Below are 19,117 nucleotides of genomic sequence, written 5' to 3'. Positions count from 1 at the left end.
CTTACAGGCTTTCAGTAAAGGTACGAGCGATAACGTCGCGCTGCTGTTCCGGCGTCAGGGAGTTAAAACGCACCGCATAACCAGAAACACGAATAGTCAGCTGCGGGTATTTTTCCGGATGCTTAACCGCGTCTTCCAGCGTTTCACGACGCAGAACGTTAACGTTCAGATGCTGACCGCCTTCAACGCGCACTTCCGGTTTAACTTCCATCGGAATTTCACGGTATTCAATCTCGCCCAGTTTGCTGACAGCCACAACTTCATCTTCAGCAAAGCCGGATTTTGCAACGATGCAGCGCGCTTCGCCTTTTTCGCTGTCCAGCAGCCAGAAGGAATTCAGCAGGTCGTCGTTAGCGGCTTTAGTAATCTGGATACCTGTAATCATGTGATGCCTCCCCAGGCAAAATTATTTGATTTCGGTCGGCCTAATCCCGGCCAATTGGTAAAACCATTGTTGCTTGAGTGTATATATACCCTTCGATCACCCTTCATTCTTTGATTTAAATCAACAAAAACCACACCATAAAAAGGGTGATGGAGGGAATTTATTGTTTTACATCAACTTACACCATTCGGCTCTATAAACTTTTTACATAAATTTTCAACTATCTTTTGTAGGTAACGGTTTTTGTAGCACGCAGGATTTTGCACTGCAGAAAGAAGCAGTTAAGCTAAGGGAACTGGAAATTCGCAGGAGAGCGAGATGGCGACTGAGTTAACCTGGCACGATGTGCTGGCTGATGAGAAACAGCAACCTTACTTTATTAATACGCTTCATACCGTTGCTGGCGAGCGTCAGTCGGGGATCACGGTCTACCCGCCGCAAAAAGATGTGTTTAACGCCTTTCGCTTCACGGAACTGGGCGACGTTAAGGTGGTGATCCTGGGGCAAGATCCTTACCACGGCCCCGGCCAGGCGCATGGTCTGGCGTTTTCCGTACGTCCTGGAATCGCGCCCCCGCCGTCATTAGTGAATATGTACAAGGAGCTGGAAGCCTCCATTCCCGGCTTTGTTCGCCCCGCGCACGGTTATCTGGAAAGCTGGGCGCGCCAGGGCGTACTGTTACTGAATACGGTGCTCACGGTACGGGCAGGCCAGGCGCACTCTCATGCCAGCCTGGGGTGGGAAACCTTTACGGATAAAGTGATAAGCCTGATTAACCAACACCGCGAAGGCGTCGTCTTCCTGCTGTGGGGCTCGCACGCCCAGAAGAAAGGCGCGATTATTGATCCGCAGCGCCACCATATTCTGAAAGCCCCGCATCCCTCGCCGCTCTCTGCGCACCGCGGATTTTTTGGCTGCAATCATTTTGCGCTAACGAACCAATGGCTGGAACAACACGGCGAGAAAACTATCGACTGGACGCCAGTACTACCGACTGAGAGTGAATAACGCTGGCGGCTCGCCGTTTTATCGCCCGGATAACGGCGCGAAAGCGCCTTATCTGACCGGGCGGTGGAAGTACATAATTGGCCCGGCACGCGTTGCGCCACCGGGCTGTAGCCCTTACGCTTTATTCTGCCGCCACCACTCGGCGAGCAGCACGCCTGTCGCAACCGACACATTAAGGCTTTCCACGTTCCCCGTGCCGTTAATTTTTACACACAGATCATTGGGTTCGCGCGCCGCTTCCGGCAGGAAGTCATATTCACGGCCTAAGACCAGCACCATCTTTTCCGGCAGGGTCGTACTAAAGAGCGCCTGACCGCGATCGCTGGACGTCGTCACCACGGTGTACCCCGCCTGACGAAAATCATCCAGTACGTCAACAATGCTTTCACCAGTGATCGGCTGGACATGCTCTGCCCCGCCTTCCGCGGTACGAATCGCCGCGCCGGATTCCAGCAACGCCGCATCCTGTACCACCACGCCTTTCACGCCGAAGTGCGCGCAGCTACGCATCATGCCGCCCAGATTATGCGGGTTAGCGACATCTTCCAACGCCAGTACGCAGTCTTGATCCGCCGCCTGCTTTACCCATTGCTTAACGGTCGTACCGTTACGCTTTTTAATCAGGAAACATACGCCGCCGTGGTGCTCAGTCCCGGAAGCTTTTGCCAGTTCGGCTTCATCCACAACATGGTAGGCTTTACGATTCGCCGCCATCCAGCGAAGCGCCTCTTTAAAACGCGGCGTTACGCTTTGGATAAACCATGCGCGCACGATGGCGTCAGGACGGCTCTGGAATAGCGCCTGGCAGGCATTTTCGCCGTAGACGCGCGTCTCTTCCGCACGCTGGCGACGCAAAACTTCAGGGTCGATAAAACTTTTACCGCTAATACCGCCATGATCGACTTTTTCAGGCGCTTCATCGCCTGGCGCGCGGGACACAGTACGCCACGGCGATGTTTCATGTTTACGGTCACGGATCTGATTATTTCGCTCATCACGGGCAGGGCGACGTCCACCGTCAGTGCGAGACTTTGCTGGGCGGCCTCCCCCTTTCCCGGTACGCGGGTTATGGGTGCGTTTATCAGAGTCATCATCACTACGGACATACATCACTTTGACTTTGCCGCTTTTGTTTTTTAATTCATCGTTCATGCTTTTCTCCACCAGCGCTGCGCGAAGCGCGAAGATTACCCGATGTGCATCCGGTTAGCCATGATTTCGTTTAAAAGCCTGCGACTATTGTACTCATTGAATAAAACACATTGTTGTTTAGCACAAACTCCTCGATAATATGTAACATTATAGAAACATCTCGCGCGTAGCGGGACGTATTCAGAGGTTAGCTATGAACACCGTTTGTACCCATTGCCAGGCCATCAACCGCATCCCCGACGATCGGCTTCAGGATGCGGCAAAATGTGGACGCTGCGGTCATGAGTTGTTTGACGGAGAAGTCATTAATGCGACCGGCGAAACGCTGGACAAACTGTTGAAGGACGATCTTCCAGTGGTGATCGACTTTTGGGCGCCCTGGTGCGGCCCTTGCCGTAACTTTGCGCCTATCTTCGAGGATGTCGCAGAAGAGCGCAGCGGTAAAGTCCGTTTTGTCAAAGTGAATACCGAGGCGGAACGTGAACTTAGCGCCCGTTTCGGTATTCGCAGCATCCCGACGATTATGATCTTTAAACATGGACAGGTGGTCGATATGCTCAATGGCGCAGTACCTAAAGCGCCTTTTGACAACTGGCTGAACGAAGCACTGTAAACGCCATGGGGCGCATCTTGTGCCCCATTTTCACCTCTGCCACAATAGCGTTTTTCTCCACAAACGCTTTCTATGACCAATAACGCTGTCCTTCAGTTACGCGCCGAACGGCTTGCGCGCGCTACACGTCCTTTTCTTGCCAGAGGCAACCGGGTTCACCGCTGCCAGCGCTGCTTGCTGCCGCTAAAACGTTGCCTGTGTGATACGTTAACGCCTTCTCAGGCGAAAAGCCGTTTTTGTCTGGTCATGTTTGACACTGAACCGATGAAACCCAGCAATACCGGCCGACTGATAGCCGATATCTTGCCGGATACCGCGGCGTTTCAGTGGTCGCGTACCGAGCCGCCGCAGGCGTTGCTGGAGCTGGTACAGCATCCGGATTATCAGCCGATGGTGGTCTTTCCCGCGTCCTACGCCGACGAAGCGCGCGAGGTCATTTCCACCCCGCCCGCCGGGAAACCGCCGCTGTTTATCATGCTTGACGGCACCTGGCCCGAAGCACGTAAAATGTTTCGTAAAAGCCCTTATCTGGATCATCTGCCGGTAATTTCCGTCGATTTATCGCGTCTTTCAGCTTATCGTCTGCGTGAAATCCATGCCGAAGGGCAATATTGTACCGCCGAAGTCGCGATAGCGTTGTTAGATCTGGCGGGAGATACCGAGGCTGCAACCAGTTTAGGTGAACATTTCACCCGTTTTAAAACGCGCTATCTGGCAGGAAAAACGCAACATCCGGGAAACGTCACAGCAGAAAATAGCGAAAGCGTTTAAAATCATCCGGTCACTTCTGTGTAAGGGAAACCGGTATGAGCCAGCAAGGACTGGAAGCGCTACTGCGACCAAAATCGATCGCGGTGATTGGCGCATCAATGAAGCCCCACCGTGCGGGTTATCTGATGATGCGTAACTTGTTGGCGGGCGGATTCAATGGCCCCGTCCTTCCCGTGACGCCTGCCTGGAAAGCCGTTTTAGGCGTCATGGCCTGGCCGGATATCGCCAGTCTCCCTTTTACTCCCGATCTGGCTATTTTATGCACTAACGCCAGCCGTAACCTGGCGTTACTGGAGGCGCTTGGCGCGAAAGGTTGTAAAACGTGTATTATCCTTTCTGCTCCCACGTCGCAACATGAAGAACTTCTTGTCTGTGCCCGGCACTATAAAATGCGTCTGCTGGGTCCGAACAGTCTTGGGCTCCTCGCGCCGTGGCAAGGGCTGAATGCCAGCTTTTCTCCCGTCCCGATTAAGCAGGGCAAGCTCGCCTTTATTTCCCAGTCTGCCGCCGTTTCCAATACTATTCTTGACTGGGCGCAACAGCGTGAAATGGGCTTCTCCTACTTTATCGCGCTGGGCGATAGTCTGGATATTGATGTCGATGAACTGCTGGACTATCTGGCGCGCGACAGCAAGACCAGCGCGATTTTGCTCTATCTGGAACAGTTAAGTGACGCCCGCCGTTTTGTTTCCGCCGCCCGTAGCGCTTCACGTAACAAACCGATACTGGTGATTAAAAGCGGCCGAAGCCCGGCAGCCCAGCGTTTACTTAATACCAGCGCGGGAATGGACCCGGCGTGGGATGCGGCCATCCAGCGCGCAGGCCTGCTACGAGTCCAGGATACGCACGAGCTTTTTTCCGCCGTCGAAACGCTCAGCCATATGCGTCCGCTACGCGGCGACAGACTGATGATCATCAGCAATGGCGCCGCGCCTGCCGCGCTGGCGTTAGATGAGTTGTGGTCGCGTAACGGCAAGCTGGCGACGTTGAGCGAAGAGACCTGCCTGCAACTACGGCAGGCGCTTCCCGCGCACATTGATATTGCCAATCCGCTAGATCTGTGTGATGACGCCAGCCGCGAACATTACGTCAAAACGCTGGATATCCTGCTCTCCAGTCAGGATTTTGACGCGCTTATGGTTATCCACTCTCCCAGCGCAGCCGCGCCGGGTACGGAAAGCGCCCATGCGCTGATCGAGACGATTAAGCGCCACCCCAGAGGCAGGTTTGTTACGCTGCTGACAAACTGGTGCGGCGAGTTCTCGTCTCAGGAAGCAAGACGGCTATTCAGCGAAGCCGGATTACCCACCTACCGTACGCCGGAAGGCACGATTACCGCTTTTATGCATATGGTGGAATACCGGCGTAATCAGAAGCAACTGCGGGAAACGCCAGCGCTGCCGAGTAACCTGACGTCCAATACCGCCGAAGCGCATAATCTGTTACAGCAGGCGATTGCGGAAGGCGCCACCTCGTTGGATACCCATGAAGTACAGCCAATTTTACACGCCTATGGATTACATACCCTTCCCACCTGGATTGCCGGCGACAGCGCGGAAGCGGTGCATATCGCCGAACAGATAGGCTATCCGGTAGCCCTCAAGTTACGCTCGCCGGATATTCCGCATAAATCTGAAGTTCAGGGGGTTATGCTTTATTTGCGGACCGCGAATGAGGTGCAGCAGGCCGCCAACGCCATTTTCGATCGTGTAAAGATGGCCTGGCCGCAGGCGCGGATTCACGGTTTGCTGGTACAAAGCATGGCTAACCGCGCCGGAGCGCAGGAGCTTCGTGTGGTGGTCGAGCACGATCCGGTGTTTGGTCCTTTGATTATGTTGGGTGAAGGCGGCGTGGAGTGGCGTCCGGAAGAGCAGGCTGTCGTAGCACTGCCGCCGCTCAATATGAATCTGGCGCGCTATCTGGTGATTCAGGGCATTAAACAGCGGAAAATTCGCGCCCGCAGCGCGCTGCATCCGTTGGATATCGTCGGTTTAAGCCAGTTGCTGGTCCAGGTTTCAAACCTGATTGTCGACTGCCCGGAAATTCAGCGTCTGGATATCCATCCGCTGCTGGCTTCCGCCAGTGAGTTTACCGCGCTGGATGTAACGCTGGATATTGCCCCGTTTGATGGCGATAGCGAAAGTCGACTTGCGGTACGCCCCTATCCCCACCAGCTTGAAGAGTGGGTGGAGATGAAAAACGGCGATCGCTGTCTGTTTCGTCCGATCCTGCCGGAAGATGAGCCCCAACTGCGACAATTCATCGCTCAGGTCACTAAAGAGGATCTTTACTACCGTTATTTCAGCGAGATCAACGAATTTACCCACGAAGATTTAGCCAACATGACGCAGATCGACTACGATCGAGAAATGGCGTTTGTGGCTGTGCGACGGCTGGATAACACTGAAGAGATCCTCGGCGTAACGCGTGCGATTTCCGATCCTGATAACATGGATGCTGAATTTGCCGTATTGGTGCGTTCAGATCTCAAAGGATTGGGCTTAGGACGCCGTTTAATGGAGAAATTGATTGCTTATACTCGCGATCACGGATTGAAGCGGCTGAACGGTATTACGATGCCGAACAATCGCGGCATGGTCGCGTTGGCCAGAAAACTGGGATTTCAGGTCGATATTCAGCTCGAAGAGGGCATCGTGGGATTAACGCTGAATCTGGCCAAATGTGATGAATCGTGAGTAATGTACTGGAAATGTTGACCACTTTAACGGGTACTGATGTTATTATTGCTCGCTTATGTCGTCTGCATAGCACAGAGGACCCTTCAATGAACAGAGAAGAAATGCACTGTGATGTTGTCAAAATTTAAGCGTAATAAACATCAACAACACCTTGCCCAACTCCCTAAGATTTCTCAGCCAGTTGATGATGTAGATTTCTTTTATACTCCTGCTACTTTTCGGGAGACACTGCTGGAGAAAATCGCCAGCGCGACGCAGCGTATTTGTATCGTTGCCCTGTATCTGGAACAGGACGATGGGGGTAAAGGTATACTCGACGCGCTCTATGCGGCTAAACGGCAGCGTCCTGAACTGGACGTGCGGGTGCTGGTCGACTGGCATCGCGCGCAGCGTGGGCGCATTGGCGCAGCGGCCTCGAATACCAATGCAGACTGGTATTGCCGGCTGGCGCAGGAAAACCCCGGCATTGATGTCCCGGTTTACGGCGTACCAATTAATACGCGAGAAGCGCTTGGCGTACTGCATTTTAAAGGGTTTATCATTGATGATAGCGTCCTGTACAGCGGCGCCAGTCTGAACGATGTCTATCTCCATCAGCATGACAAATATCGCTATGATCGCTACCAGCTCATTCGTAATCGGCAAATGGCAGACATCATGTTTGACTGGGTTACGCAAAATCTGATGAATGGTCGTGGTGTGAATCGTCTGGATAATACCCAGCGTCCGAAAAGCCCGGAGATTAAAAACGATATCCGCTTATACCGTCAGGAGCTACGTGATGCGTCATATCATTTTCAGGGTGACGCTAATGACGAGCAACTCTCCGTTACGCCGCTGGTCGGGCTTGGAAAATCCAGTCTGCTGAACAAAACCATTTTCCATCTCATGCCCTGTGCGGAGCATAAGCTCACCATTTGTACCCCTTACTTCAATCTACCAGCGGTACTGGTGCGGAATATTATCCAGCTACTGCGCGACGGAAAGAAAGTCGAAATCATTGTTGGCGATAAAACCGCGAATGATTTTTACATTCCGGAAGATGAACCGTTCAAGATCATTGGCGCGCTGCCCTATCTCTATGAGATTAACCTGCGCCGCTTCCTGAGCCGTTTACAATATTACGTCAATACCGATCAGCTTGTGGTGCGTCTGTGGAAAGATGACGACAATACCTATCATCTGAAAGGGATGTGGGTAGATGATAAATGGATGCTACTCACCGGCAACAATTTGAATCCCCGCGCCTGGCGTCTGGATCTGGAAAACGCCATTCTGATCCACGATCCTAAGCAGGAACTTACCCCTCAGCGGGAAAAAGAGCTGGAACTTATCCGAACGCACACGACCATCGTAAAACATTATCGTGACCTGCAGAGCATTGCCGACTATCCGATAAAAGTGCGTAAATTGATTCGCCGCCTGCGCCGGATCCGCATCGACAGATTAATTAGCCGTATCCTGTAATCGAAGCCCCGTCCTGTACGGGGTTTTCTCTTAGGAGTGGACTGGTGCGCGTGTTGATTCCTTTTACGGTGTTGTTTCTCTCCGGGTGCAGCCATCTGGCTAATGACCGCTGGAGCGGTCAGGATAAAGCCCAGCATTTTATGGCATCAGCAATGCTATCGGCAGCCGGTAATGAGTATGCGCGCCACCAGGGAGTAAGCCCCGAACGTAGCGCAGCGATAGGGCTGATGTTTTCTTTGAGTCTCGGAGCCTCAAAAGAACTCTGGGACAGCCGCCCGAAAGGAAGCGGCTGGAGCTGGAAAGATTTTGCCTGGGATGTCGCTGGCGCGACAACCGGTTACGCTATCTGGCAAATGGCGCAGTACTAAAGGCGCAAGCCCTTTCCTTTACAGTGCAACATCAGCGAGACCAGGAAAGCCAGAGCGGCCATCGCGGTAACATACCAGAAAAACGAACTCTCCATACCCACAGATTTTAGCGACAGCGCGACATATTCCGCAGATCCGCCAAACAACGCGTTTGCTACCGCATAAGATAAACCGACCCCCAGAGCGCGAACTTGCGCCGGAAACATCTCCGCTTTCAGTATCCCGCTAATCGAGGTATAGAAACTCACAATCAATAGCGCGCACATCACTAAAGCAAATGCGGCATAAGGCGACGTCACATTCTGCAATGCGGAGAGAATTGGAACGGTGAAAAGAGTCGCGAGCGCGCCAAAACATAGCATAGAGGTACGCCTGCCTATCTTATCGGATAACGCGCCGAATAACGGCTGCACCAACATGAAAACACACAGCGCGGCCGTCATAATGCCGCTGGCGACATTAGCATGCATACCTGCTGTATTTACCAGATATTTCTGCATATAGGTGGTGAAGGTGTAAAAGCACAGCGATCCTGCTGCGGTGAAACCAAGCACCATCAAAAAGGCTTTGCGATTACGCCACAAACCTTTCAACGAACCGGCTTCTTTTAACGCGCGAGTCTCATGCTTCGAGGTTTCATCCAGCTGGCGACGTAGCCATAACGCCACAACTGCCAGCACGGCACCCAGCGCAAAGGGAATACGCCATCCCCAGGCACGAAGTTCAGCATCTTCCAGAACCTGCTGCAAAATCACAACGACCAGCAATGCCAATAGTTGCCCACCAATAAGCGTAACATACTGAAATTAAGCGAAAAATCCCTTACGACCTTCAAGCGCAACTTCACTCATATATGTCGCGCTGGTCCCGTACTCCCCCCCTACCGAGAGCCCCTGAAATAACCTTGCAATAAGTAGCAGCGCCGGCGCCCAGGTGCCGATGGTATCGTAACCGGGTAAACAGGCAATCACCAGCGACCCCATGCACATCATGCACACCGAAATCAACATTGAGGCTTTACGCCCGCGTCGATCGGCAATGCGTCCAAATAGCCAACCACCGATAGGTCGCATTAAAAAACCTGCGGCAAAGACACCTGCCGTTTGCAAAAGCTGAGTGGTGGTATTACCAGAAGGAAAGAAGATATGTGCAAAATAGAGCGAGCAGAAAGAGTAGACGTAGAAATCAAACCATTCCACTAAGTTTCCGGAAGATGCCCCCACGATAGCCCATATGCGTCGCCGCATCTCCGGAGCCTCAGCGTTGTTTTTATCTATACGCTGAATAATTTCTGCCATACTGTTCTCCTTGTTGCCAGGCTTGATCGGCCTTTTATTTTGGAGATTCAGATTACGCGAGACAAAAAAGTAAATAAAGTGTTAATTATTTGTTTGCTAATTTCTATCCCCACCGTGCCTGATGCTGGCGTTTTCGTTTCAGATAGTCTTCGTCCTGACGGATTTTATCCCACCAACCTTTGAAAACCGTTGCCGCCGCGGCCTTAATAGGATCATTACCCCGTGTATTCAGGCTGCCGTCTTCTGCATACTTTTTACCGCCTTTATAGTTAGCGTATCGCCTGGCGCGGGTATATCCCATCTGAATAAATTTACGCGCCATGTCCATACCAACGAAATCATCCTGCTGCCGGTAAGCTTCGAACAACTGGTAGATCTGTTCTGCGGATTTCAGCGCCGATGCTTCATCTTTATAGCGCCAGAACGGAAGAATTTCGCTTTTGTAGGGTTCAACCAGTAGCCCCCCCTGCTCGCCTCGTCCAACCTGATACAATTCAGGCTGCTGGCGGAAGTCAATGCTGGAAAAGTCTTGCTGGTAGTTAAAAGGTTTGATAGCCAATGAAAATCCTCACTGCTTATATAAGCAAGTGTAAAGGATAGTTCATCGTTAACGGTTGGGTGGGTTTTGCCCTTATCGGTTCTACAATAGCGCCAGCTTCGTAGGCGGGATAATTCCTGTGGCTGGATAAGGCGGAGCCGCCATCCGGCAGTGCATACCCGGCCACAGACGCAAAAAAGCCCATCCGTCAGGATGGGCTTCTTCACTGTTTGATGCCTGGCAGTTTATGGCGGGCGTCCTGCCCGCCACCCTCCGGGCCGTTGCTGCGCAACGTGCAAATCCGCTCCCGGCGGATTTGTCCTCCTCAGGAGAGCGCTCACCGACAGACTGCAGATAAAACAGAAGGCCCTGTCTTGCGACAGGGCCCTTCGTTTTATTTGATGCCTGGCAGTTCCCTACTCTCGCATGGGGAGACCCCACACTACCATCGGCGCTACGGCGTTTCACTTCTGAGTTCGGCATGGGGTCAGGTGGGACCACCGCGCTACGGCCGCCAGGCAAATTCTGTTGCCGGAAACGAATCTTTCACACCGATGCTGCGTTGGCTGCATTCGCAAAGTCAGTCACATACTTCAGTATGCTCCTTCCTTTCCTTCATTTGCCGCCTTGCCTCAGCGTAACATCTTTCGTTCCCGAAAATCTGGTATCTAAGCTGAAAATTCTCTCAATCCGCCAAAACAGCTTCGGCGTTGTAAGGTTAAGCCTCACGGTTCATTAGTACCGGTTAGCTCAACGCATCGCTGCGCTTACACACCCGGCCTATCAACGTCATCGTCTTTAACGTTCCTTCAGGAGACTCAAAGTCTCAGGGAAGACTCATCTCGGGGCAAGTTTCGTGCTTAGATGCTTTCAGCACTTATCTTTTCCGCATTTAGCTACCGGGCAGTGCCATTGGCATGACAACCCGAACACCAGTGATGCGTCCACTCCGGTCCTCTCGTACTAGGAGCAGCCCCCCTCAGTCTTCCAGCGCCCACGGCAGATAGGGACCGAACTGTCTCACGACGTTCTAAACCCAGCTCGCGTACCACTTTAAATGGCGAACAGCCATACCCTTGGGACCTACTTCAGCCCCAGGATGTGATGAGCCGACATCGAGGTGCCAAACACCGCCGTCGATATGAACTCTTGGGCGGTATCAGCCTGTTATCCCCGGAGTACCTTTTATCCGTTGAGCGATGGCCCTTCCATTCAGAACCACCGGATCACTATGACCTGCTTTCGCACCTGCTCGCGCCGTCACGCTCGCAGTCAAGCTGGCTTATGCCATTGCACTAACCTCCTGATGTCCGACCAGGATTAGCCAACCTTCGTGCTCCTCCGTTACTCTTTAGGAGGAGACCGCCCCAGTCAAACTACCCACCAGACACTGTCCGCAACCCGGATTACGGGTCCACGTTAGAACATCAAACATTAAAGGGTGGTATTTCAAGGTCGGCTCCACGCAGACTGGCGTCCACGCTTCAAAGCCTCCCACCTATCCTACACATCAAGGCTCAATGTTCAGTGTCAAGCTATAGTAAAGGTTCACGGGGTCTTTCCGTCTTGCCGCGGGTACACTGCATCTTCACAGCGAGTTCAATTTCACTGAGTCTCGGGTGGAGACAGCCTGGCCATCATTACGCCATTCGTGCAGGTCGGAACTTACCCGACAAGGAATTTCGCTACCTTAGGACCGTTATAGTTACGGCCGCCGTTTACCGGGGCTTCGATCAGGAGCTTCGCTTGCGCTGACCCCATCAATTAACCTTCCGGCACCGGGCAGGCGTCACACCGTATACGTCCACTTTCGTGTTTGCACAGTGCTGTGTTTTTAATAAACAGTTGCAGCCAGCTGGTATCTTCGACTGACTTCAGCTCCATGAGTAAATCACTTCACCTACGTGTCAGCGTGCCTTCTCCCGAAGTTACGGCACCATTTTGCCTAGTTCCTTCACCCGAGTTCTCTCAAGCGCCTTGGTATTCTCTACCTGACCACCTGTGTCGGTTTGGGGTACGATTTGATGTTACCTGATGCTTAGAGGCTTTTCCTGGAAGCAGGGCATTTGTTGCTTCAGCACCGTGGTGCCTCGTCATCACGCCTCAGTGTTAAAGTGAACCGGATTTACCTGGAACACACACCTACACGCTTAAACCGGGACAACCGTCGCCCGGCCAACATAGCCTTCTCCGTCCCCCCTTCGCAGTAACACCAAGTACGGGAATATTAACCCGTTTCCCATCGACTACGCCTTTCGGCCTCGCCTTAGGGGTCGACTCACCCTGCCCCGATTAACGTTGGACAGGAACCCTTGGTCTTCCGGCGAGCGGGCTTTTCACCCGCTTTATCGTTACTTATGTCAGCATTCGCACTTCTGATACCTCCAGCACCCCTCACAGGACACCTTCAACGGCTTACAGAACGCTCCCCTACCCAACGAACGTATCCTTAAACCGACTCGACTTTGTATACGCTTTGACGTCGCTTCGCTCCGTCAATCGTAAGCTTCTGAATCGTTTTAAGTGATACGTTCGCTGCCGCAGCTTCGGTGCATGGTTTAGCCCCGTTACATCTTCCGCGCAGGCCGACTCGACCAGTGAGCTATTACGCTTTCTTTAAATGATGGCTGCTTCTAAGCCAACATCCTGGCTGTCTGGGCCTTCCCACATCGTTTCCCACTTAACCATGACTTTGGGACCTTAGCTGGCGGTCTGGGTTGTTTCCCTCTTCACGACGGACGTTAGCACCCGCCGTGTGTCTCCCGTGATAACATTCTCCGGTATTCGCAGTTTGCATCGGGTTGGTAAGCCGGGATGGCCCCCTAGCCGAAACAGTGCTCTACCCCCGGAGATGAGTTCACGAGGCGCTACCTAAATAGCTTTCGGGGAGAACCAGCTATCTCCCGGTTTGATTGGCCTTTCACCCCCAGCCACAGGTCATCCGCTAATTTTTCAACATTAGTCGGTTCGGTCCTCCAGTTAGTGTTACCCAACCTTCAACCTGCCCATGGCTAGATCACCGGGTTTCGGGTCTATACCCTGCAACTTAACGCCCAATTAAGACTCGGTTTCCCTTCGGCTCCCCTATGCGGTTAACCTTGCTACAGAATATAAGTCGCTGACCCATTATACAAAAGGTACGCAGTCACCCCACCACTAAGCCCCCTCTGCTTCTTCTGAGGTTGAACGTCGCTTTCGCTCCGTTAACCGCATCTTCCGCAAAGGATGCGTATGTGGAGTTCACCACTGGCTTAGTGGTGGGGCTCCCACTGCTTGTACGTACACGGTTTCAGGTTCTGTTTCACTCCCCTCGCCGGGGTTCTTTTCGCCTTTCCCTCACGGTACTGGTTCACTATCGGTCAGTCAGGAGTATTTAGCCTTGGAGGATGGTCCCCCCATATTCAGACAGGATACCACGTGTCCCGCCCTACTCATCGAGCTCACAGCATGTGCGCTTTTGTGTACGGGGCTCTCACCCTGTATCGCGCGCCTTTCCAGACGCTTCCACTAACACACATGCTGATTCAGGCTCTGGGCTCCTCCCCGTTCGCTCGCCGCTACTGGGGGAATCTCGGTTGATTTCTTTTCCTCGGGGTACTTAGATGTTTCAGTTCCCCCGGTTCGCCTCATTAACCTATGGATTCAGTTAATGATAGTGTGACGAGTCACACTGGGTTTCCCCATTCGGACATCGCCGGTTATAACGGTTCATATCACCTTACCGGCGCTTTTCGCAGATTAGCACGTCCTTCATCGCCTCTGACTGCCAGGGCATCCACCGTGTACGCTTGGTCGCTTAACCTCACAACCCGAAGATGTCTTGTTCTGTCCGGTTTGTTGCGCGTTGTGAATACTGCGTTGTTCCGTACTCGCGATGCTCATGGACATCAAGTCCACTGCGCTCGCTGCGTGCGGTACGCCTTGTCTTCACTTCGCTCACTTCACCTTTTACAGGTCATCTTCATGATTGCGAAAATTTGAGAGACTCATGAACAATCGAAATTGTTCTTGTTTCAATTTTCAGCTTGATCCAGATTTTTAAAGAGCAAAACTTCGCAGTGAACCCTTTCAGGTACACTCTGAAGTATTTTTTCGTAATACACTCACGAGATGGTGGAGCTATGCGGGATCGAACCGCAGACCTCCTGCGTGCAAAGCAGGCGCTCTCCCAGCTGAGCTATAGCCCCATCGTGTAGTCAGAACCTCTTTACCGATAATTTTTCCTGAGACAAGGCGTGGAATAACGAAGCATACATCAGTATGTGAGTTATTTCACAACGCAGTATTCAGGGAAAATTTGGTAGGCCTGAGTGGACTTGAACCACCGACCTCACCCTTATCAGGGGTGCGCTCTAACCACCTGAGCTACAAGCCTGTAGAGGTTTTACTGCTCGTTTTTCATCAGACAATCTGTGTGAGCACTGCAAAGACCGTTTCTTTCAGGTAAGGAGGTGATCCAACCGCAGGTTCCCCTACGGTTACCTTGTTACGACTTCACCCCAGTCATGAATCACAAAGTGGTAAGCGCCCTCCCGAAGGTTAAGCTACCTACTTCTTTTGCAACCCACTCCCATGGTGTGACGGGCGGTGTGTACAAGGCCCGGGAACGTATTCACCGTGGCATTCTGATCCACGATTACTAGCGATTCCGACTTCATGGAGTCGAGTTGCAGACTCCAATCCGGACTACGACGCACTTTATGAGGTCCGCTTGCTCTCGCGAGGTCGCTTCTCTTTGTATGCGCCATTGTAGCACGTGTGTAGCCCTGGTCGTAAGGGCCATGATGACTTGACGTCATCCCCACCTTCCTCCAGTTTATCACTGGCAGTCTCCTTTGAGTTCCCGACCTAATCGCTGGCAACAAAGGATAAGGGTTGCGCTCGTTGCGGGACTTAACCCAACATTTCACAACACGAGCTGACGACAGCCATGCAGCACCTGTCTCACAGTTCCCGAAGGCACATTCGCATCTCTGCAAACTTCTGTGGATGTCAAGACCAGGTAAGGTTCTTCGCGTTGCATCGAATTAAACCACATGCTCCACCGCTTGTGCGGGCCCCCGTCAATTCATTTGAGTTTTAACCTTGCGGCCGTACTCCCCAGGCGGTCTACTTAACGCGTTAGCTCCGGAAGCCACGCCTCAAGGGCACAGCCTCCAAGTAGACATCGTTTACGGCGTGGACTACCAGGGTATCTAATCCTGTTTGCTCCCCACGCTTTCGCACCTGAGCGTCAGTCTTTGTCCAGGGGGCCGCCTTCGCCACCGGTATTCCTCCAGATCTCTACGCATTTCACCGCTACACCTGGAATTCTACCCCCCTCTACAAGACTCAAGCCTGCCAGTTTCGAATGCAGTTCCCAGGTTGAGCCCGGGGATTTCACATCCGACTTGACAGACCGCCTGCGTGCGCTTTACGCCCAGTAATTCCGATTAACGCTTGCACCCTCCGTATTACCGCGGCTGCTGGCACGGAGTTAGCCGGTGCTTCTTCTGCGGGTAACGTCAATTGCTGCGGTTATTAACCACAACACCTTCCTCCCCGCTGAAAGTACTTTACAACCCGAAGGCCTTCTTCATACACGCGGCATGGCTGCATCAGGCTTGCGCCCATTGTGCAATATTCCCCACTGCTGCCTCCCGTAGGAGTCTGGACCGTGTCTCAGTTCCAGTGTGGCTGGTCATCCTCTCAGACCAGCTAGGGATCGTCGCCTTGGTGAGCCGTTACCTCACCAACAAGCTAATCCCATCTGGGCACATCTGATGGCAAGAGGCCCGAAGGTCCCCCTCTTTGGTCTTGCGACGTTATGCGGTATTAGCCACCGTTTCCAGTAGTTATCCCCCTCCATCAGGCAGTTTCCCAGACATTACTCACCCGTCCGCCACTCGTCAGCAAAGCAGCAAGCTGCTTCCTGTTACCGTTCGACTTGCATGTGTTAGGCCTGCCGCCAGCGTTCAATCTGAGCCATGATCAAACTCTTCAATTTAAGTTTGATGCTCGTGAATTAAACTTCGTAATGAATTACGTGTTCACTCAGAGACTTGGTATTCATTTTTCGTCCGTGGACGTTAAGAATCCGTATCTTCGAGTGCCCACACAGATTGTCTGATAAATTGTTAAAGAGCAGGTGCGACGCGGCTTTCAGCTCACCGTCGCGAGGTGGCGTATATTACGCTTTCCTCTTTCAGAGTCAACCCTGAATGTCAGGATTTTTCTCTTCAACCGACCGGTTGTTTGTGTGAAGTGATTCACATCCGCCGTGTCGATGGAGGCGCATTATAGGGAGTCGATTCAGGAAGACAAGCGGAAAAATGCATTTTTGTTTTAACCGCTCATCTTTTATCCATAACGCTTATTTTTGCTGCTTTTTTATCGCCGATGGCAGGTCGGCAAGGCTGTTTAACACCCAGTCCGCCGCGTTTTCTGCTTCTGCCGTGATCGGTTTGCCCGTACGCACCAGCACTTTTGTCCCGACATTTGCCGCCGCAGCCGCCTGCATATCTTCCAGCTTGTCTCCCACCATATAAGAAGCCGCCATATCGATATGCAGGAAATCACGCGCCGAGATAAGCATTCCTGGATGCGGCTTGCGGCAATCACATACCTGGCGGAACTCTTCTATACTGCCCTGCGGATGGTGAGGACAATAATAGATGCCGTCCAAATCGACATCGCGATCCGCCAACGACCAGTCCATCCATTCGGTTAAGGTTTCAAACTGCGCCTCAGTGAATTTGCCGCGCGCGATTCCGGACTGGTTCGTCACTACCACAAGCGCATAGCCCATTTTTTTTAGCTCGCGCATCGCGTCAATAACACCATCTATAAACTCAAACGCATCGATTTCATGTACGTAGCCGTGATCCACATTAATAGTGCCGTCACGGTCGAGAAAAATTGCGGGTACAGACTTTGCCACCTTTTATAGCTCCTGAGTAAAGCAAGTGACGCTAGTATCGCATGTTTCAGCAGGCAAGAAAGTGCTCATCGTATAAAGCCTGATTGATTTAGACGTCTGGATGCCTTAACATCCATTCTGTTGACGGCGTTGACCGTATTAGGCAGACGAAAATGCCTCCGCTAATTTCATTACGATAATAAAGAATCAATGATTAAACTTTCGAATATTACCAAAGTGTTCCATCAAGGGACTCGCACCATTCAGGCGCTGAACAATGTCAGCCTGCATGTCCCTGCCGGACAAATTTACGGCGTCATCGGCGCATCCGGCGCCGGTAAAAGTACGCTCATTCGCTGCGTAAACTTACTTGAGCGTCCCACTGAAGGAAGCGTAATGGTGGGCGGCCAGGAACTGACCACCCTTTCTGAAGCGGAACTCACCAAAGCCCGTCGCCAGATTGGCATGATTTTTCAGCACTTTAATCTGCTGGCCTCACGAACCGTGTTTGGCAACGTCGCGCTGCCGCTGGAACTGGATAACACACCAAAGGAAGAGATCAAACGCCGTGTAACAGAACTGCTGGATTTAGTCGGTCTTGGCGACAAGCACGACAGCTATCCGGCAAATCTTTCCGGCGGTCAGAAACAGCGTGTCGCGATTGCCCGCGCGTTAGCCAGTAATCCAAAAGTGTTGCTGTGCGATGAAGCCACCAGCGCGCTTGATCCCGCGACCACCCGTTCGATTCTGGAATTGCTGAAAGATATCAACCGTCGCCTGGGATTGACGATTCTGCTTATCACTCATGAAATGGATGTCGTGAAACGTATCTGCGACTGCGTTGCCGTCATCAGTAATGGCGAGCTTATTGAGCAGGATACGGTCAGCGAAGTCTTCTCGCATCCTAAAACGCCGCTGGCACAGAAGTTTATTCAGTCCACTCTGCACCTGGACATTCCAGAGGATTACCAGGCGCGCTTGAAAGCGTCGCCGGAAACTGACAGCGTGCCGATGCTGCGCATGGAATTCACCGGGCAGTCTGTTGACGCCCCGTTGCTTTCCGAAACCGCGCGACGTTTCAACGTGAACAATAATATTATCAGCGCGCAGATGGATTACGCCGGCGGTGTGAAGTTCGGCATTATGCTAACGGAAATGCACGGCACACAAGAAGAAACGCAAGCCGCAATTGCCTGGCTGCAGGATCACCATGTGAAAGTAGAGGTACTGGGTTATGTCTGAGGCAATGATGTGGTTACTGGTTCGTGGCGTCTGGGAAACGCTGGCGATGACCTTTGTCTCCGGTTTCTTCGGTTTTGTGATTGGCCTGCCGGTCGGCGTATTGCTGTATGTTACGCGCCCGGGGCAGATTATGGAGAACGCCAGGCTGTATCGCGCCCTTTCTGCGGTGGTCAATATTTTCCGCTCGATTCCCTTTATCATCCTGCTGGTGTGGATGATTCCTTTTACCCGGATAATTGTCGGTACCTCCATCGGTTTGCAGGCCGCGATTGTACCGCTGACCGTCGGTGCCGCGCCTTTTATCGCCCGTATGGTGGAAAATGCGCTGTTAGAGATCCCTGCCGGACTGATTGAAGCCTCGCGAGCGATGGGCGCCACACCATTGCAAATTGTACGTAAAATCCTTTTACCGGAAGCTCTGCCTGGTCTGGTGAATGCGGCAACCATTACGCTGATTACCCTGGTCGGTTACTCCGCAATGGGCGGCGCAGTCGGCGCAGGCGGCCTCGGTCAAATCGGCTATCAGTACGGTTATATTGGATACAATGCTACCGTGATGAATACGGTGCTGGTATTACTCGTCGTTCTGGTTTATTTAATTCAGTTATCCGGCGATCGCATCGTCAGGGCTGTCACGCATAAATAACGTTAAACACAACACAAATACTCATTAAGGAA

General features: G+C 52.4%; 12 protein-coding genes, 2 tRNA genes, 3 rRNA genes and 1 pseudogene. 8 read left to right on the top strand and 10 right to left on the bottom strand.

Features of this window, described 5'->3' with window-relative positions; genetic code table 11:
- Position 1 precedes the first annotated feature (1 nt).
- Complete coding sequence (gene grcA, locus ACE15A_RS05345; RefSeq protein ID WP_000627811.1) at positions 2–385, bottom strand: autonomous glycyl radical cofactor GrcA; 384 nt, start codon at positions 383–385, stop codon at positions 2–4.
- Between the two features lie 318 nt (positions 386–703).
- Here grcA and ung point away from each other — a divergent pair, with 318 nt between their 5' ends.
- Complete coding sequence (gene ung / locus ACE15A_RS05340) at positions 704–1,393, top strand: uracil-DNA glycosylase (RefSeq protein ID WP_023246021.1); 690 nt, start codon at positions 704–706, stop codon at positions 1,391–1,393.
- Positions 1,394–1,507: 114 nt separating this feature from the next.
- Here ung and ACE15A_RS05335 read toward each other — a convergent pair whose 3' ends face one another.
- A complete protein-coding gene (locus ACE15A_RS05335) occupies positions 1,508–2,545 on the bottom strand; it encodes a tRNA/rRNA methyltransferase (RefSeq protein ID WP_023246022.1) in 1,038 nt (345 codons plus the stop codon).
- A gap of 193 nt (positions 2,546–2,738) precedes the next feature.
- On the opposite strand from ACE15A_RS05335, the gene trxC reads away from it, so the two are divergent.
- The 5 genes from trxC to ACE15A_RS05310 all read left to right on the top strand — a co-directional run bounded on the left by trxC (position 2,739) and on the right by ACE15A_RS05310 (position 8,463).
- A complete protein-coding gene (gene trxC / locus ACE15A_RS05330; RefSeq protein WP_001098731.1) occupies positions 2,739–3,158 on the top strand; it encodes a thioredoxin TrxC in 420 nt (139 codons plus the stop codon).
- A gap of 72 nt (positions 3,159–3,230) precedes the next feature.
- The gene (tapT, locus tag ACE15A_RS05325) at positions 3,231–3,929 is read left to right on the top strand and encodes a tRNA-uridine aminocarboxypropyltransferase (RefSeq protein ID WP_053510812.1); all 699 of its coding nucleotides are present in this window, start codon (positions 3,231–3,233) and stop codon (positions 3,927–3,929) included.
- A gap of 35 nt (positions 3,930–3,964) precedes the next feature.
- Positions 3,965–6,625: a protein lysine acetyltransferase gene (pat, locus tag ACE15A_RS05320; protein WP_023246024.1), complete on the top strand. Its 2,661-nt coding sequence runs from the start codon at positions 3,965–3,967 to the stop codon at positions 6,623–6,625.
- Between the two features lie 114 nt (positions 6,626–6,739).
- Entirely contained in the window at positions 6,740–8,095 is a 1,356-nt protein-coding gene (pssA, locus tag ACE15A_RS05315; protein ID WP_053510820.1) for a CDP-diacylglycerol--serine O-phosphatidyltransferase, read from the top strand.
- Between the two features lie 44 nt (positions 8,096–8,139).
- Entirely contained in the window at positions 8,140–8,463 is a 324-nt protein-coding gene (locus tag ACE15A_RS05310; RefSeq protein WP_023246026.1) for a YfiM family lipoprotein, read from the top strand.
- Here ACE15A_RS05310 and ACE15A_RS05305 read toward each other — a convergent pair.
- The 8 genes and pseudogenes from ACE15A_RS05305 to gmhB form a co-directional block, all read right to left on the bottom strand.
- Positions 8,460–9,761 (bottom strand): annotated as a pseudogene (locus tag ACE15A_RS05305) (MFS transporter). The gene ACE15A_RS05310 and the pseudogene ACE15A_RS05305 sit on opposite strands and share 4 nt — an antisense overlap.
- A gap of 103 nt (positions 9,762–9,864) precedes the next feature.
- On the bottom strand, positions 9,865–10,320 hold the full coding sequence (locus ACE15A_RS05300) for a DUF4385 domain-containing protein (protein WP_053510824.1): 456 nt from the start codon (positions 10,318–10,320) through the stop codon (positions 9,865–9,867).
- 382 nt (positions 10,321–10,702) lie between these two features.
- Positions 10,703–10,818: ribosomal RNA gene (rrf, locus tag ACE15A_RS05295) — 5S ribosomal RNA — on the bottom strand.
- A gap of 195 nt (positions 10,819–11,013) precedes the next feature.
- Positions 11,014–14,101 (bottom strand): 23S ribosomal RNA (locus ACE15A_RS05290).
- A 309-nt stretch (positions 14,102–14,410) separates the two neighbouring features.
- Positions 14,411–14,486 (bottom strand) — tRNA-Ala (locus ACE15A_RS05285).
- 111 nt (positions 14,487–14,597) lie between these two features.
- Positions 14,598–14,674: transfer RNA gene (locus ACE15A_RS05280), tRNA-Ile, on the bottom strand.
- A gap of 69 nt (positions 14,675–14,743) precedes the next feature.
- Positions 14,744–16,285 (bottom strand): 16S ribosomal RNA (locus ACE15A_RS05275).
- The 16S, 23S and 5S rRNA genes sit together here with 2 tRNA genes alongside, the layout of an rRNA operon.
- Before the next feature lie 366 nt (positions 16,286–16,651).
- Positions 16,652–17,218: a D-glycero-beta-D-manno-heptose 1,7-bisphosphate 7-phosphatase gene (gene gmhB / locus ACE15A_RS05270; RefSeq protein WP_001140156.1), complete on the bottom strand. Its 567-nt coding sequence runs from the start codon at positions 17,216–17,218 to the stop codon at positions 16,652–16,654.
- 189 nt (positions 17,219–17,407) lie between these two features.
- Between gmhB and metN the strand changes: the two genes are divergently transcribed.
- Both metN and ACE15A_RS05260 read left to right on the top strand, forming a co-directional pair.
- Entirely contained in the window at positions 17,408–18,439 is a 1,032-nt protein-coding gene (gene metN, locus ACE15A_RS05265) for a methionine ABC transporter ATP-binding protein MetN (protein WP_053508712.1), read from the top strand.
- Positions 18,432–19,085: a methionine ABC transporter permease MetI gene (locus ACE15A_RS05260; RefSeq protein ID WP_001287482.1), complete on the top strand. Its 654-nt coding sequence runs from the start codon at positions 18,432–18,434 to the stop codon at positions 19,083–19,085. The genes metN and ACE15A_RS05260 overlap by 8 nt, the downstream gene beginning before the upstream one ends.
- The last annotated feature ends 32 nt before the right edge of the window (positions 19,086–19,117 follow it).

The organism is Salmonella sp. HY31 (assembly GCF_042604575.1).
In the GTDB taxonomy this organism is placed as follows: Bacteria; Pseudomonadota; Gammaproteobacteria; order Enterobacterales; family Enterobacteriaceae; genus Salmonella; species Salmonella diarizonae.
Note: the sequence above shows the minus strand (reverse complement) of the source record. Positions and strands in the feature narration are given on the sequence as shown.

Coding starts and splice junctions, on each gene's coding strand:
- grcA (WP_000627811.1), bottom strand. CDS start 385: ATGATTACAGGTATCCAGATTACTAAAGCCGCTAACGACGACCTGCTG.
- ung (WP_023246021.1), top strand. CDS start 704: ATGGCGACTGAGTTAACCTGGCACGATGTGCTGGCTGATGAGAAACAG.
- ACE15A_RS05335 (WP_023246022.1), bottom strand. CDS start 2,545: ATGAACGATGAATTAAAAAACAAAAGCGGCAAAGTCAAAGTGATGTAT.
- trxC (WP_001098731.1), top strand. CDS start 2,739: ATGAACACCGTTTGTACCCATTGCCAGGCCATCAACCGCATCCCCGAC.
- tapT (WP_053510812.1), top strand. CDS start 3,231: ATGACCAATAACGCTGTCCTTCAGTTACGCGCCGAACGGCTTGCGCGC.
- pat (WP_023246024.1), top strand. CDS start 3,965: ATGAGCCAGCAAGGACTGGAAGCGCTACTGCGACCAAAATCGATCGCG.
- pssA (WP_053510820.1), top strand. CDS start 6,740: ATGTTGTCAAAATTTAAGCGTAATAAACATCAACAACACCTTGCCCAA.
- metN (WP_053508712.1), top strand. CDS start 17,408: ATGATTAAACTTTCGAATATTACCAAAGTGTTCCATCAAGGGACTCGC.
- ACE15A_RS05260 (WP_001287482.1), top strand. CDS start 18,432: ATGTCTGAGGCAATGATGTGGTTACTGGTTCGTGGCGTCTGGGAAACG.